The 15,242-nt window shown below is 61.3% G+C and carries 9 protein-coding genes; all 9 read right to left on the reverse strand.

Going from position 1 to position 15,242, the window contains the following annotated elements:
• Nucleotides 1-3: 3 nt before the first annotated feature.
• Complete coding sequence (locus JFU58_RS11880) at nt 4-4,398, reverse strand: RHS repeat-associated core domain-containing protein (protein WP_201140747.1); 4,395 nt, start codon at nt 4,396-4,398, stop codon at nt 4-6.
• Nucleotides 4,399-4,410: 12 nt separating this feature from the next.
• Complete coding sequence (locus tag JFU58_RS11885) at nt 4,411-4,845, reverse strand: DcrB-related protein (protein ID WP_063033824.1); 435 nt, start codon at nt 4,843-4,845, stop codon at nt 4,411-4,413.
• A gap of 15 nt (nt 4,846-4,860) precedes the next feature.
• Complete coding sequence (locus JFU58_RS11890; protein ID WP_063033825.1) at nt 4,861-6,801, reverse strand: type VI secretion system Vgr family protein; 1,941 nt, start codon at nt 6,799-6,801, stop codon at nt 4,861-4,863.
• Nucleotides 6,802-6,959: 158 nt separating this feature from the next.
• A complete protein-coding gene (gene tssH, locus JFU58_RS11895; RefSeq protein WP_201140749.1) occupies nt 6,960-9,632 on the reverse strand; it encodes a type VI secretion system ATPase TssH in 2,673 nt (890 codons plus the stop codon).
• Nucleotides 9,625-10,668, reverse strand: a complete 1,044-nt coding sequence (gene tssG / locus JFU58_RS11900) for a type VI secretion system baseplate subunit TssG (RefSeq protein WP_026077865.1) — start codon at nt 10,666-10,668, stop codon at nt 9,625-9,627. Before tssG ends, tssH begins: the two co-directional genes overlap by 8 nt.
• A complete protein-coding gene (tssF, locus tag JFU58_RS11905; RefSeq protein ID WP_093203629.1) occupies nt 10,632-12,491 on the reverse strand; it encodes a type VI secretion system baseplate subunit TssF in 1,860 nt (619 codons plus the stop codon). The genes tssG and tssF overlap by 37 nt, the downstream gene beginning before the upstream one ends.
• Entirely contained in the window at nt 12,488-13,003 is a 516-nt protein-coding gene (tssE, locus tag JFU58_RS11910) for a type VI secretion system baseplate subunit TssE (protein ID WP_063034108.1), read from the reverse strand. The genes tssF and tssE overlap by 4 nt, the downstream gene beginning before the upstream one ends.
• Before the next feature lie 78 nt (nt 13,004-13,081).
• Nucleotides 13,082-13,570 carry an Hcp family type VI secretion system effector gene (locus tag JFU58_RS11915; protein ID WP_003213345.1) on the reverse strand — a complete coding sequence of 163 codons (489 nt, stop codon included), beginning with the start codon at nt 13,568-13,570 and terminating at the stop codon, nt 13,082-13,084.
• A 174-nt stretch (nt 13,571-13,744) separates the two neighbouring features.
• A complete protein-coding gene (tssC, locus tag JFU58_RS11920; RefSeq protein ID WP_017476732.1) occupies nt 13,745-15,241 on the reverse strand; it encodes a type VI secretion system contractile sheath large subunit in 1,497 nt (498 codons plus the stop codon).
• Nucleotide 15,242 lies beyond the last annotated feature (1 nt).

The raw sequence follows: 15,242 nt of genomic DNA on the forward strand, positions 1-15,242 counted from the left end.
CCGTCATGAGCATGATTTGATTTTGCTGGGCTTGATTCCCAGCGCTTTGGCGGCGGCCCGATAGTGTTTGTAGTGGCTTTTTCCGCGTTTGTCCGTACGGTTTTTGTTAATAGGTTCGATCACGTTGTTCGGGAATTTACCCTTGGTTTTGTATTTTTCCCTATAAGCTTGTTCGTAACCTTTGGCTTGGCTGTAGGTCATCTTTCCGTCATGTCCTTCAAGCACTTCCAATCTAGCATTTCCGAGTCTTGTTGACCTTGCGTGCTGCCCTTCACGCGTCGCGGGCAGTTGTTCGGTATGGCCAATGTAGTAGGGTTTTTCTGCTCCGGGTTCGTAAAGCCCGTAAACATAGAATCCGGGCTTGTTCAGTGGGGTCGGTGCCCACCCCATCGGATCCAGCCAGGTGAGTGGGTTGTCTGCGTAGGCATAGAGATTGAGCCCACCTTGAAGGCCAATCGGGTCCGGCGTAGTAAACCGTCCCACATCCGGATCATAAAACCTGAACGTATTGAAATGCAGTCCGGTCTCCCTATCCAGGTATTGCCCCTGAAACCTTAGGTTCTGCTCCTCAATGTAATAAGGCTCGCGTACCTCTTCCAACGTATTGCCCCATACCCGATAAGTCGCCTGCCAAACGTTGTGCCCATCGGCCTCGGTCAGCTGTTCCGGCAGGCCATTCAGGTCATTGTGGTAGTAGCGAATCTTTTGCAGCGGTCCCATGCCGTCGATGCGGGCGAGCGGTTCGTAGCCGTTATCTTCGTAAACATAAAGGCTGGTCTGGCTGTGCTTGTGCTCCTGCAACAGGCGCAGGCCGTCCCACGTGAAGTGGGTTTCGCCTAGTGGGTACCCATCGCTGCCATGCTCGGTCTTTTCAATGCGACGGCCCAGGGGGTCATAGGTCATCCTGACCACGCTGCCGTTTTCATTGAGCACTTCAACCAATCGGCTTTCTGCGTCATAGGCGAAGCGCTGAACCCCTCGCTTGGCGCTACGTTTTTCGATCATCCGACCAAAGGCGTCGTAGCGGTAACGCTTGTCCTGATAGGTCAGCAGCTTGTTATGCACCACGAGCCCGGCACCCGGCTGCGGGCCATCCAGCAGGTTGGCTGCGGCGTCGTAGGCGAAGGTTTCGCGCTGGCCGTACAGGCTGTCCTGGCTGGCGATGATGCGGCCGGTGGCGTCGTAGTGCAGCAACTGACTGTGTTGCGCGGCGGGTTGCTGCTCAAGTTTGCCGATCAGGTTATCGGCGGGGTCGTACTCGAACCGCTTTTGCGCCGCCGCTGGCATTAACGATGGCTGACCTGTAAGGCGGCGTTGGCGTGAGCGTAGGCGGCCGCTGCGGTCGTATTCGCTGCGGGTACTAAGTTGGCCTTGGGTACGCAGCACTTCGCGGTGCAAGCGGTCTCGCTCGAAGTCGCTGATGGCCTGGCCGTCCAGGTTGACTTGGTGCAGATGGCCGCTGCCGTAATACAGGCGATTGAGCCAGCGACCGTCTGGTAGTTGGGTCTGGATCAGGTTGCCGAGTTCGTCGTAGTGGTGTTGCAGGTTGCCCGCCGAGCTCTGTTCTGCGAGCAACTGGCCGAGCGGATCGTAGGCGAAACCTAATGCCTGGGTGTTGCCTTGCAGGTCGGTGAAGGTGACGGCCGTGAGTTGGTCCACGGCATCGTAGCTGTACTCGGTGCGACCATCGTCTGTGGTTTTGGCCACCAATCGGCCGACCGCATCGCGCTCCATTTGATGGACGATAGGGGGCGGCGGTGCCTCGGGGACTAATGCCAGGCCACTGCCATAAGGCGCTGGAATGGCCGTCATCGCCGTGATGTTATCCAGCGTGTCGTAGTCGTAGCGTTTGGCACTGCCGTCGAGGTCCTGCTGTTCAACCAAGCGGTCGCCTGCATCCCACGCGAAGTGATAACGCTCGCCGTTCTCGTTGATCAGCGCCTGCAGTCGCCCGTAGCTGTCATATCCGAATTGCACCTGCCGACCATGAGTGTCGGTACGTTGGCGAATCTGGCCGCGGCGGTTGTGCTGGTAGAGCGTGGTATGCCCGGCCGGGTCGGTGTAACCCACCATTTGGCCGCTGGCGTTGCGTTGGTACTGTTGAGTTCGCCCATCTGGCAGGCGGGTTTCGAGCAAGCCTCCCCGGGCGTCGTAGCTGAATTGAGTTCGTTCACCAAGGGCGTCGGTGATGACCTGCAAATAGCCCCGCTCGTCGTAGCTGAAACGAGTTGGGTAACCCGAGCAATCTATATGCTCGACCAGTTGCCCGAATGGGCTCCAAAGCAGCTTTTTGCTTTTACCGGTGGCGTCGGTAATTTCCACGACCTGGCCGTGGTCGTCATAGCGGTAGCGAGTGACGTAGCCCAATGGATCAGTTTCGGCGATGCAGTTGCCGCGTGGGTCGTAGCGATACTGCCAGTTGTTGTCGGCGGCGTCGGTCTCCACCAGCGGCAACGCCCAATGCTCCAGCCACAACGTTGAATCGCTGCGGCCCAGCGGGTCGGTTTCGCCGATCAGGTTACCGACCTCATCGTAGCTGTATTCATAGCGGCCACCCTGCGGGTCAGTGGCGCTGAGCAACTGGCGTTCGTCGTTCCACTCGAACAGCCAGGTTTGGTCGAGGTTGTCGCTGTATCGGATGATCTGGTGCTGCGCGTTCCAATGCCGTGTGCTGACACGCTGCAAACCGTCGGTGATGCGTGTAGTACCGGTCTTCAAGTCATAGTCAAACTGGTAGGCGTCACCTTCATCGGTCCAGTGCCGGACTACGCGCCATTCCAAACCTTCAACCAAAGCCCATTCATAAAAGCAACGCAGCCCGGTGGACAGTTCATGCTCCACCATTCGCCGACCGCTGTCGTACCCGAAACGTCGCTGTATCTGCCCAGTGGCGTCGCGGACTTCAGCCAGATTGCCAGCCACGTCGTAGTCATAGCTGACCAGCACTTCACGGCGTTGATCGGGGTAGAGGCGTTCGATTCTCGTCAAGTTTCGCTGATGGCGGACCAGTTCGACTTGTACCAAATCGAACGTATCGCGCAGTCGGACCAAACGACCGGCTTCGTCGTAGTCAACGTGGATACGGTTGTCATTGCGGTCGCCGAGTTGGCTCAGACGTAGCAACGAGGCATTGGCGGGTGCAGGTTCGAAAAGGCGATATAGGCCGTCATCGCTCTCGATCAACAACTGCCCGTTGAGATGCCGCCGTACGGCAAGCCCTTCACCTGCGCTGAACACCGCGCCGCCCAAGGGAATCGAGCCCATGTCGATAGGCCGGCCCTGTTCGTCGGTATACACCAACGTTTCGCCGCCTTCGAGGTGGGGCAGGATCTCGACACAGACTTCGTAGGGCACGCGCCATCCCCTGCCGAACAGGCTGTCTGGACGCTCATCACGGCTGTTGTAGAAGCGCTGCCAGTCAATTGGCAAAATGCCGGGCAGTACAAAATCCAAATCATCGCTACCGCCCAGCACTTTCGCGCCCGTTGCAGCATGTACTGGATTAGACGAGCCCATTGCCGCGTTGGCCAGCGCGCCCATCGCACTGCTGACGGCCATCGAAGTCGCCCCACCGATCAGCATGCAAGGCAGCTTGCTAAAGAACTTGCCCTTGCCGCCCTTGAGCATCAACAGTGCTGTCACTGCCAGTCCAACGCCCGGCGTCTTGCCGCTGCGAATTTCACGCACGACCACTGAGCCGCCGCCAATGGTCACGTTGGATGAGATTAGCCCGGACGACACCACCGTTGCATCACAGGTACTGCGGTCACCGCTGCGCACAGCTGGCTGACCGTTGACCGTAACTTTTTCCGAACCCTCGGCAAGAAACTGCGGCGGCATCGGCGGATGCTTCATGCACACCACCAAATCCAGCGGCTTGGGCACGGCGCCCGGCGCCGGCGTCGCGACGGTGGGCCGCCACATCTGCGAAAAGAAGCCTGCGGCCATGTCCAGATAACTGGCTTCCGGTTCGGGTTCCGGTTTGGTTTCTTCCAGCTCGGTGCCGGCTGGTGTGACATGGGAGCTGATCGCCCCGGCGGCGCGGGCAGCGGGGATATTATTGGTGAGAGTGTTGGTGGAACCCGTGAGAATGTTCGCCTGCACCGTGGGCGGAAACAGAGCATTGCTGAAGCTGTCGCATAAATTCGTTAAGCCTTTGTCCGCCCCGCTCTTGCTCATGGCGAGGCCGACAATCGTGCCCACTACCGCGCCCAGCAGAAAGCAGCCGAGCCCGCCGGTGGCGACGGTAATGCCGGTAGCGGCAACCACCGCGGCGGTCGCCACGGCAGTGATCGCGATATTGGCCGCTATTTCCAGCACACCGCCTAGGATGTCCGCCATCATCGAGGTGTGGGAAAGCGCATCGCCCATGCGGGCCGCCCATAGCGCGTCAGACATGCAGGTAACTCATCAGGAAATGGCGTCAAACGATAGCGAGTTTTTAATGGTTGCCCAGTGCGCCGCCTCGGCATCACCGAGCATGTCCGCTTTCACATAACTCAACGCTATCATCTTGCGCGTTCCCGGCAAGACCAAGGCCAATTGGTATTGGAACACCTTGTCATTACCCTTGTTGAACTGGCTGCGCAGTTCGACACCTTCCACCTCTTGGGCGGCCCCCAAACATACGGTAACGCTCGGTTGGCAGCGTAAGTCCTGCACTTGTTTTTCCAAGCGCTTGAGCTGGTCGTCGAAGTTGCTGTGTAAGGTTTCGCCTTCGTTTAGCAAGCTGCGACTAATGATCAACGAAGTGCCCAACTCGGGGAACTTGAGGATATTGATCGACGCGTCCTGCAGCTCGCCTGCAGGCAGTTGAAACTGGAGTTCGTTGATTCGGTACGTCATGGCAAACACATCTCGTCAGGAGGTTTTGGGCGCGGGGAACACGGCTTTGATATTGGCGTCGATGCTGCCTTTGATTCCCTGGCCATCGGGCGTTGCGCCGGGGCCGTGGCCATTGTTCAGGTGCAGTACGCCCTTGGTGTTGAACTCGGCATCGCCGCTGGCATAGAAGCTGATATTCACGCCGGTCAGGTTGATTTGTCCGCTGGCATTCAGCTCCAGGATACTTTCTCCGCACACCAGGCGCAGGTTCTCACCCACTTCGATGACGTAGCTCTGGCTGATACTGTCGGTTTTGCGCTGGCCCACCAAGAGGACATCCTCCTGCTTGACGATGCGCGTTCGGTTATTACCAATCGTCACCGTCTCGTTATGCCCAATACTCTTGTTCCGGTCATGCCCCACCGAATGACTTTCATCCACCTCCACCACGATGTCCTGATTACGCTCGGCATGGATGTACAACTGCTCCAACCCCTTCTTGTCCTCCATGCGGATTTCATTGAAGTTGGCTGGCGTGCCGCCTTTGCTGGAGCGGCTTTTCATCCCGCTTTGGGTGGCGTTTTCCGGCAAGTCGTAAGGCACGGTCTGCTCGGCGTTGTACACCCGGCCGGTGATGATCGGCCGGTCCGGATCGCCTTCCAGGAAGCTCACGATCACTTCCTGGCCAATCCGTGGAATCTGCATTGAGCCCCAGTTTTTCCCGGCCCAGGACTGCGATACGCGAATCCAGCACGAGCTGTTTTCGTTGGACTGGTCGTGGCGGTCCCAATAGAAATGCACCTTGACCCGGCCATATTGGTCGGTCCAGATTTCTTCGCCCTTGGGCCCCACCACCAGCGCCGTCTGCGGACCTTTGACGATGGGCCGGTAGGTGTTGGCCAGTGGGCGGAAACTCTGTTGCGCGTCGATGCAGGTGAGGGTGCTTTCGAACTGGGCCGAAGGCGCGCCACCGCCGCTTTCGAGGCTTTCCTGGGAGATGTAGTAGCGGGCACCGACGATCAGGTATTCGCGGTTCTGGTCGCGGCGGCTGAAGCCGGTGAGGCTGAACAGGTGGCCAGAACCCAGGCCCCGTGCGTTGCCGCTGAACTCCACTTGTTCATGCAGGGTTTGCAGGGCTTCGATGCGGGTGCGGGCGTAGTGTTCGCCGTCTTCGCTTTTGACGTAGGTGCCGGGGTAGTCGTACAGCGGGTAGTCGCCGGCGGTGTGCGGGCGCGGCATGGCCGAGCGCACGTCGATGCTGGCGCTGGGGCGCTGGAAGTCGTAGTCGTTAAGCTCAAGGGAGCCGGGCTGTACTTCCTGTGCCAGGTGCCAGTTGTGCATATGGTCGCGTTCGCGCTGCTGCTCGTCCTTGGGGTAGTAAGGCACCGAGGCGTAGCCGGGCACGTTGGCGTGGGCACCGTAGGCATCGGCCAGCACCAGCACGTGGCGGTCCTGTTCGTGGCGGAAGAAGTAGTAGATGCCTTCCTGTTCCATCAGGCGACTGACGAAATCGAAGCTGGTCTCGCGGTACTGCACGCAGTATTCCCACTCGCGGTACGGCCGGCTCAGAGCGTCTTCGAAGTCGGAAAAGCCCAGGTCGCGGAACACCTGCTTGATGATCTGCGGGATGCTCAGGTTCTGGAAAATCCGGCAGTCGGAGGTGCGGCTCAGCAGCCACAACCATGGGCGCAGGGTCACCTGGTAACTGGCGAACTGGCCTTGGTCGATGTTCTGGCTGCAGCGGGCGACGATGCCGTGGAAGTGCCGCTCGCCACCGTCCGCCAGTTGCAGGTTCAGGCTCATGGGCTTGCCCAGCAACTGGTTGAGGTCGATGTTGGCGTCCAGCGAGGTCAGCTGCAGTTCAAAATTGAACAGCCGACCCAACTCTTCACCGCCGCCCATTTCATTGAGCAGCAGCACATCCGGCCCCAGGGGGCTGGTGATCTTGGCCAGGCGTGACGATTGGTTGAATAACATCGGTTAACCCGTAAATTGCGTAATAACTGTAGGAACCGGCTCCAACTGTGGGAGCGGGCTTGCTCGCGAACGCGGTGAATCAGTCACCGGATGCATCAACTGATACGCCGTCTTCGCGAGCAAGCCCGCTCCCACAGTTTTGATCGCATTCCGTCAGGTCAATCGTTGAAGTCGTAGTGCAATTCGTTATCCCGCGTGCTGATCCGCACGCCCGCCAGCGCCTTGCCTTCGAGCATGCGGGTGAGGAACTCGCGGCTCATGTCCGGCAGCAGGCTGTTGGTGAGGATGGTGTCGATCATCCGCCCACCGCTTTCGGTTTCGGTGCAGCGGGACACGATGAGGTCGACGACTTCGTCTTCGTAATCGAAGGCGACTTTGTGGGTGTTCTCCACGCGCTTTTTGATGCGGTTGAGTTGCAGGCGGGTGATCGCCTTGAGCATCTCGTCGCTCAGCGGGTAGTACGGAATGGTCACCAGGCGGCCGAGCAGCGCCGGCGGGAAAATCTCCAGCAACGGCTGGCGCAGGGCCTTGGCGATTTCCTCGGGCTCGGGGATGTTCGCCGGGTCTTTGCAGACCTGGGAAATCAGCTCGGTGCCGGCGTTGGTGGTCAGCAGGATCAAGGTGTTCTTGAAGTCGATCACCCGGCCTTCGCCGTCTTCCATCACGCCTTTGTCGAACACCTGGAAGAAGATTTCATGCACGTCCGGGTGGGCTTTTTCCACCTCGTCCAGCAGCACCACGCTGTAGGGTTTGCGCCGCACGGCTTCGGTCAGTACGCCGCCTTCGCCGTAGCCGATGTAGCCCGGTGGCGCGCCCTTGAGGGTGGACACGGTGTGGGCTTCCTGGAACTCGCTCATGTTGATGGTAATGACGTTCTGCTCACCGCCGTACATGGCCTCGGCCAGGGCCAGGGCGGTTTCGGTCTTGCCCACGCCGGAGGTGCCGGCAAGCATGAACACGCCAATCGGTTTGCTCGGGTTGTCGAGGCCGGCGCGGGAGGTCTGGATGCGCTTGGCGATCATCTGCAAGGCGTGGTCCTGGCCGATGATGCGTTTCTTCAGGTGCTGGTCGAGGTTGAGCACCGTTTCCAGTTCGTTGCGGGCCATGCGGCCCACGGGGATGCCGGTCCAGTCGGCGACCACCGAGGCCACCGCTTGGTAATCCACGGTCGGCAGGATCAGCGGGGTTTCGCCTTGCAGTGTGGAGAGGCGCTGTTGCAGGTCGACCAGTTTTGCACGCAGTTCGTCGCTCTCGTGGTTACCCGCATCACTGTCCACCACACCGGCTTTTTCGCGCAGGGTTGCACGGGTGGCGAGCAACTCATCCACCAGGGTTTTCTCTTCGGCCCAACGGGTTTCCAGGGTGGCCAGGCGCTCGCGTTCGGCGCTCAGCAGCGCTTCGCTGTTGGTCTGGCGCGCACCGATGGCGATGCCGATCGCATGCTCGCGAGCGATGATTTGCAGCTCGGTTTCCAGCGCCTCGATTCGACGGCGGCTGTCGTCGACTTCCGCCGGCACGGCGTGCAGGCTGATGGCGACGCGGGCGCAGGCGGTGTCCAGCAGGCTCACGGATTTGTCCGGCAATTGACGCGCCGGAATGTAGCGGTGGGACAGCTTCACCGACGCTTCCAAGGCTTCATCCAGGATCTGCACCTGATGGTGCTTTTCCATGGTCGAGGCCACGCCGCGCATCATCAGCAACGCCTTGTCTTCCGACGGCTCGGCCACTTGCACCACCTGGAAACGGCGGGTCAGGGCCGGGTCCTTTTCGATGTGCTTCTTGTACTCGGCCCAGGTGGTGGCGGCCACGGTACGCAAGGTGCCACGGGCGAGTGCGGGTTTAAGCAGGTTGGCCGCGTCACCGGTCCCGGCGGCGCCACCGGCACCTACCAGGGTGTGGGCTTCGTCGATAAACAGGATGATCGGTTTCGGCGAGGCCTGGACGTCTTCGATGACCTGGCGCAGGCGCTGTTCGAACTCGCCTTTCATGCTGGCGCCGGCTTGCAGCAGGCCGACATCGAGGCTGCGCAGTTCCACATCTTTCAGCGCTGGCGGCACGTCGCCGGCGACGATGCGCAGGGCGAAACCTTCGACCACGGCGGTCTTGCCGACGCCGGCTTCACCGGTAAGGATCGGGTTGTTCTGGCGGCGACGCATGAGGATGTCCACCAGTTGGCGGATCTCTTCGTCACGCCCGACGATCGGGTCGAGCTTGCCGCTGCGGGCCTGTTCGGTCAGGTCGACGGTGAAGCGCTTGAGGGCTTCCTGCTTGCCCATCGCGCTCGGGGCCATGGCGCCGCTGGCCTCGCCGGGTACGGCCCCGGCGTTGAAACCGTCGCTGGCACTCAGTGCATTTTCGGGCGAGTCGCCGACGTATTCGTCAAAGCGTTCGCTCAGGGCTTCGGCCTTGATCTTGTCGAATTCACCGGACAACCCCAACAGCGCATGGCGCAGGCTTGGCGTCTTGAGAATCCCCAGCACCAGGTAACCGGTGCGCACCTGGCTTTCGCCGAACATCAGGCTGCCATAGACCCAGCCACGCTCGACCGCTTCCTCCACATGGGATGACAGGTCGGTGATCGACGTCGAGCCACGGGGCAGGCGGTCCAGGGCTTCAGTCAGGTCACGGGCCAAGCGCGCGGGCTCGACGTTGAACTGCCGGATGATGCGGTGCAGGTCCGAGTCCTGCAGTTGCAGCAACTGGTGAAACCAGTGGGCCAGTTCCACATACGGGTTGCCCCGCAGCTTGCAGAACACGGTGGCGGCTTCGATGGCCTTGTAGGCCACGCTGTTGAGTTTGCCGAACAGTGCGGCGCGACTGATTTCACCCATGCTCTGGATTCCTTGAGGTGTTGGCGTGTTCGGCGTAATGCCGGGCCAGGATTAGGTCGTTGGCGTCATGCTCGGGTTGGCCGAGCCAGGTGTTGAAGCCCAGGCGGAACTGGCCGTTGAGTTGCAGGGCCGGCACTTCCGGTTGTTGCAGAATCAGGTTCAGGTCCCAGTCCAGTTCGTGGCCCAGGTACTCGGCGACCCACGCCACCAGCTCGTTGAAAGGCTGGCTGCCGGGCAGCATGCCCATGTAGTCATCGAGCTTCAGCGGGCCGAGGCGGATACGGAATTTGTGCTGGCGGTCCCACACGTGGCTGCCCAGGCAAAAGTCCACGCCCAGCTGGTTGGCGCTGACACTCACGCGGCTGCGCTCGGGCAGTTCCAGCCATTGGCCGACGTATTCTTCGATCTCCACCGGCAGGCCGAAGTACTCGCCAAGAATCGCTTTCAAGCCATCCGGGTAGCGGGTTTGCGCCGACAGGTGGCCGCTGTAATGCAGCTTCGCCGTGTCGGGGATCAGGCCCTGGTTGAGCAGGCTCGGTGTACCGCGACCGCTCAGTGCCGCGAGGCGCGCCGACCAGTAGTCATCGTCCGGGCGGTCATGGCTGACGGTAGGCCGCGCCTCGGCCCAGGCCCGATAAAACAGGGTCAGCAGGCGGTGGTGGAACACATCCAGGAAGCGCTTGCTGGTGCTGTCGGCGTTGTTGCGCTGGCGCTCACGCACGTACTCGGTGATGTGCAGCGGCAGCGGGCCGTTGGGGCCGCCGAGGCCGAAGAAGAACTGCTCCAGCCGTGCCGGCTGGCCTTCAGCCCCAGGTTCGACCGAGGCCAGTGTGGCCGGCGCAAAGGTACAATCGGCCTGCTGACCGAGACGCAGCGGATCATCCGCCAGGCGCAGGGAATGCCCCAGGCGTGGCAGCTCCGGCGATTCGCACTCGATACGACGCAGCGCCTGGAAGAAGTCATATTCCCAGGGCTCCTGATGCATCGCATCCAGGGTACTCACAGGGTCGGACGGCGTCCGGGCTTGGCTTTCCATCGCATGATCTCGCCGCGTTCGGTGGTACGGATCACCGTCTCGGTAAAACTGTTGATCGACACATAGCGTGCCAGGAACCGTTCAAACACCGCACCGAGCAGGAACACGCCGGTGCCGCGGAACGCGTTTTCATCAAATTCCAGAGTGATCTCAAGGCCCCGGCCAAACACGATCGGGCCGGGCATCGGCAGGCGGCGGGTCACCGCTTTGCTGCTGACTTCCCGCAGGCCTTCGATCTGCAATTGCAGGGCGGCGTCGTTGCTGTCGCCATACAGGCGCAGCAATTCGCGCAGGGCGGCGGCGCCCTGGCCTTGCTCGCTCAGCGACAGGTAGTTCAACGACAACTGGCTGATCAGGCGCCAGGCCTTGGCGTCATGGGCATGGCTGGCGCGCGGGCGACTTGGCCCGGCGACGCAACGCACGGCCAAGACCGGCGCACTGTCGGCCAGGGTGAAGTCGGTCTTGCCGTTGCCCACGCTCATGAACAACGGCAAATCGCGGTTGGTGCACAGTGCGGTAACGCCCAGTTGGCGCAGGTCATGGCGGTACGGCGCTTGCTGGGTGTCCACCAGGCTGACGAAGGTTTCGCTGCCTACATAGGTGGAGCGCGGCCCGTTGCGGCGCTGGTCGCTGGATAACACGCGAGGTTCGCGGCGCACCGTGTAGTAAGCCTGGTCACGGCCATAGCGCGACGGATCGCGTACTGCGTAGAACGGCAAGAACGGCTGCTCCGGTCCCGTGCCGTGGCCCGTGATGCCGCTCAAGGAGTGAATCTCGAAATCCATCGGCCGCGTGCGGTCGGCGATCACATGGTGTTCGTTGACCCGCTCGGACAAGTGGATTCGGTCCACGCGCTTGGGAAACAGGTTGATTGCCGGGGTGCAGAACGGCACGAATTGCGCCTTGCCGACGCTGCCTTCCAGGCTCGGATCGTGGCGGTCGAACAGCACGATCAGTTCCAGCTCCTGGCCGTCACAGCGCTTGACTGCGCGGCTCAGCTCAGCGAATTCAACGAACAGAAAACGGTGGGGCAGGGCGAAGTATTCCTGAAGCAAGCGATAGCCCTGGAATGCCCGAGGCACCACCGGCATTGCCGCATCGGCGTCGTCGAAACCCCGGGAGCGCAAGGCATCCGGCGGCAGGCGTTCCACCCAATCACCGCCGGGCTTGCGCGCGAACACCGCGCAGGCATTGCCCAGCAGTTGTTCGTAGAGGCGGAACGGTTGTTCGTCGGCACCGCTGAGGTACAGCGGCAAGTTATCCAGGGCGAGGCTGTTGAACGGCAGTTCGGCGCCGGTACGCAAGGTCAGGCGCAGGCCGGCCTTGGCCTTGGGTTCGCTGGCGGCCAACCGCCCGAGCACCGCGGACGGGTTGCCGAAGTACTCGGCCTGGGCGACCTGCAACGGCCACAGCGTCACCGGGTGCGCGGTGCGGTACTCGCAGCAGGTCTGGGTTTCGCGACCCAGCGCGGCGCGCAGGACGGTGTCGCGGGGCAGTGGAAAACCACTGGTCAGGGAGCCTTCATCGGGATCGGCCTGCAACTGCACCACGGTCATCGACGGGGTCGGCGCCAGGTAGTGCGGGTAGGCGATCTCCAGCAGGTTGTTGGTGAAGGTCGGGTACTCGGCGTCGAGCTTGAGCTGGACCCTGGCCGTGAGATACGCAAAGCCTTCGAGCAAACGCTCGACGTACGGGTCGGCGCAGTCCATGCCGGACAGGGTCAGCCGACTGGCGATCTTCGGGTATTCCTTGGCGAACTCGGCGGCGCTTTCGCGCACGTGGTGCAGTTCCTGGTTGTACAGCTCCAGCAGGCGCGGGTTCATGGGCGTCTCCGCTGGTCGGCGTTGACCACACGCACATGGCCGGATTCCAGGTCCAGGTCGGTTTGCAGCAACAGGCGCAACGGCACCGGCTGCGCCCACAGGTCGCCTTCGATCTCGAAACTCAGGGCGTTATGGTTCATCTCGCCATGGCCCACGCGTGCCTTGACCCGCAAGGTATGACGCAGGATACGCGGTTCGAAGGTGGCGATAGCTTGTCGAATCAAGGCCTCCAGGGCACTGACGTCGACACTGGAGACACTGTTGCCTGCCAGGGCAGGCAGCCCGTAATTGACCACCGAAGTACCGGCCGGTGTGTGCAGCGTGGCATCGGCGTTGAGCAGTGAAGTGGTGTTGAGCAGCCACGTCAGGTCACGCAGCACCGAGGCTTTCAATTGGCTCAGGGACAGCACGCGTTTGTCGGCGCTTTCCTTGGGATTGGTCGGGTCATCGTCGGTCAACCGGTCCAGCAGGGACGGTTGCAGGCGATCGCGGGAAGCAATTTCAGTTACCACCAAAGCAGCTCCACGGACGGGTTGCGAGAGGGACAGGGGGCTTGCAGCCGCCACTTGGGGTGGCGGCTACAGGGGCAATCAGCGTTTGGTGTTGGAGCGAATGTTCCAGCCAAACTTGATCGCGCCGCCGTCTTTGGTGCCGTCGGCTTTCTGTGGCTGGTAGTCCACCATCACCTGGGCAAAGTTCAGGGTCACGTTTTCGGTCAGGCGGTCATCGCTGCCCGAACCACCGGTGCTCAGGGAGGTAACCAGCACTTCTTCCAGGTTGATGATCATGTACTCGACCTGGCTTTCACCGCCGGCCTTGCGCACGGTCAGCGTGACCTTGTCGATGTGCTTGCCGCTGGCGCAGTGCATCATCAGGTTAGGCGAGGCCTTGTCGACGTACTTGGTCAGCGACAGGTCCTGGATGTTCACCTTGCCTGCGCCGCCACCACCGCCAACGTGCATGTTGCCGGACTGGGCCATGCCCCAGCTCCAGTTCAATACGTCGATTTCGTCCTTGTGGGCCTTGTCCATGGACTCGCCCTTGATGTCGCCGATCTTGATGAAAATATCAACAGCCATGTTTTCTCCCTGTGTGGACTCAGCCACGATATTTGGTTAACCCAAGGGCGGTGCTTTTCTGTGGGAGCCGGGCTTGCCCGCGATGGCATCACTGCGGTCTGACTGACAGACCGCGTCGCCTGCATCGCGGGCAAGCCCGGCTCCCACAAAAAGCCCGATCCCGGCGGATCTTTATTACGCGCCTTTCGCCGAAGGCAGTTTCGATACCAGGCGCAGCGACACGGTCAGCCCTTCAAGCTGGTAGTGCGGGCGCAGGTAGAACCGAGAGTTGTAGTACCCCGGGTTCCCTTCGACGTCTTCCACGATCACTTCGGCAGCCGCCAATGGGTGCTGGGCCTTGGTGGTTTCGGTGGAGTGCGCCGGGTCGCCGTCCACGTAGTTGAGGATCCAGTCCTGCAACCAGCGCTGCATCTCGTCCTTCTCTTTGAAGGAACCGATCTTGTCGCGCACGATGCACTTCAAGTAGTGAGCGAAACGGCAGGTGGCGAACAGGTACGGCAGGCGCGCGGCCAGGTTGGCGTTGGCGGTGGCGTCCGGGTCATCGTATTCGGCCGGTTTCTGCAACGACTGGGCGCCGATGAAGGCGGCAAAGTCGGTGTTTTTCTTGTGCAGCAGCGGCATGAAACCGTTCTTCGCCAGTTCCGCTTCACGGCGGTCGCTGATGGCGATTTCGGTCGGGCACTTCATGTCCACACCGCCGTCATCGGTCGGGAAGGTGTGGGCCGGGAGGTTCTCTACTTCACCGCCAGACTCCACGCCACGGATGCGCGAGCACCAGCCGAAGTGTTTGAACGAACGGTTGATGTTCACCGCCATCGCGTAGGCCGCGTTGGCCCAGGTGTATTTGGAGCTGTCGGCACCGTCGGTGTTTTCTTCGAAGGCGAAGGCTTCCACCGGGTCGGTCTTGGCGCCGTACGGCAGGCGCGCCAGGAAGCGCGGCATGGTCAGGCCGATGTAGCGCGAGTCTTCCGATTCACGCAGGGAGCGCCAGCCGGCGTATTCCGGGGTGGTGAAGATCTTGGTCAGGTCGCGCGGGTTCGACAGTTCCTGCCACGAGCCCATGCCCATTACGGTCGGCGAAGCAGCGGCAATGAACGGTGCGTGCATCGCGGCGCAGACTTTCGACAGCTCGCCCAGCAGTTCCACGTCGGGAGGCGACTGGTCGAAGTAGTAGTCGCCCACCAGGCAACCGTACGGTTCGCCGCCGAACTGGCCGTATTCTTCTTCGTACATCTTCTTGAAGATCGGGCTCTGGTCCCACGCGGTGCCCTTGAATTTCTTCAGGGTCTTGTGCAGGTCCGGCTTGGAGATGTTGAGCACGCGAATCTTCAGCTGCTCATCGCTCTCGGTGTTGTTCACCAGGTAGTGCAGGCCACGCCAGGCGCTTTCCAGTTGCTGGAAATCCTGGTGATGGATGATCTGGTTGACCTGGGCGGTGAGCTTGGCGTCGATGGCGGCGATGATCGATTCGATCGACTTGATCGCGTCGTTGGACACCAGGTCGGTCTGGGCCAGTGCCTGCTCGGCCAGGGTGCGCACGGCGGTTTCCACGGCTTCGCGAGCACGCTCGGTCTTGGGTTTGAATTCTTGCAGCAGCAGCGACGCGAACTCGCTGGTTTCTTCGGTAGCGCCCAGGTTCTGGGCGCCTTCGCGGGCGGTATTCTCGGTCATG

This window comes from Pseudomonas sp. TH34 (assembly GCF_016650865.1).
Classification (GTDB): Bacteria; Pseudomonadota; Gammaproteobacteria; order Pseudomonadales; family Pseudomonadaceae; genus Aquipseudomonas; species Aquipseudomonas yamanorum.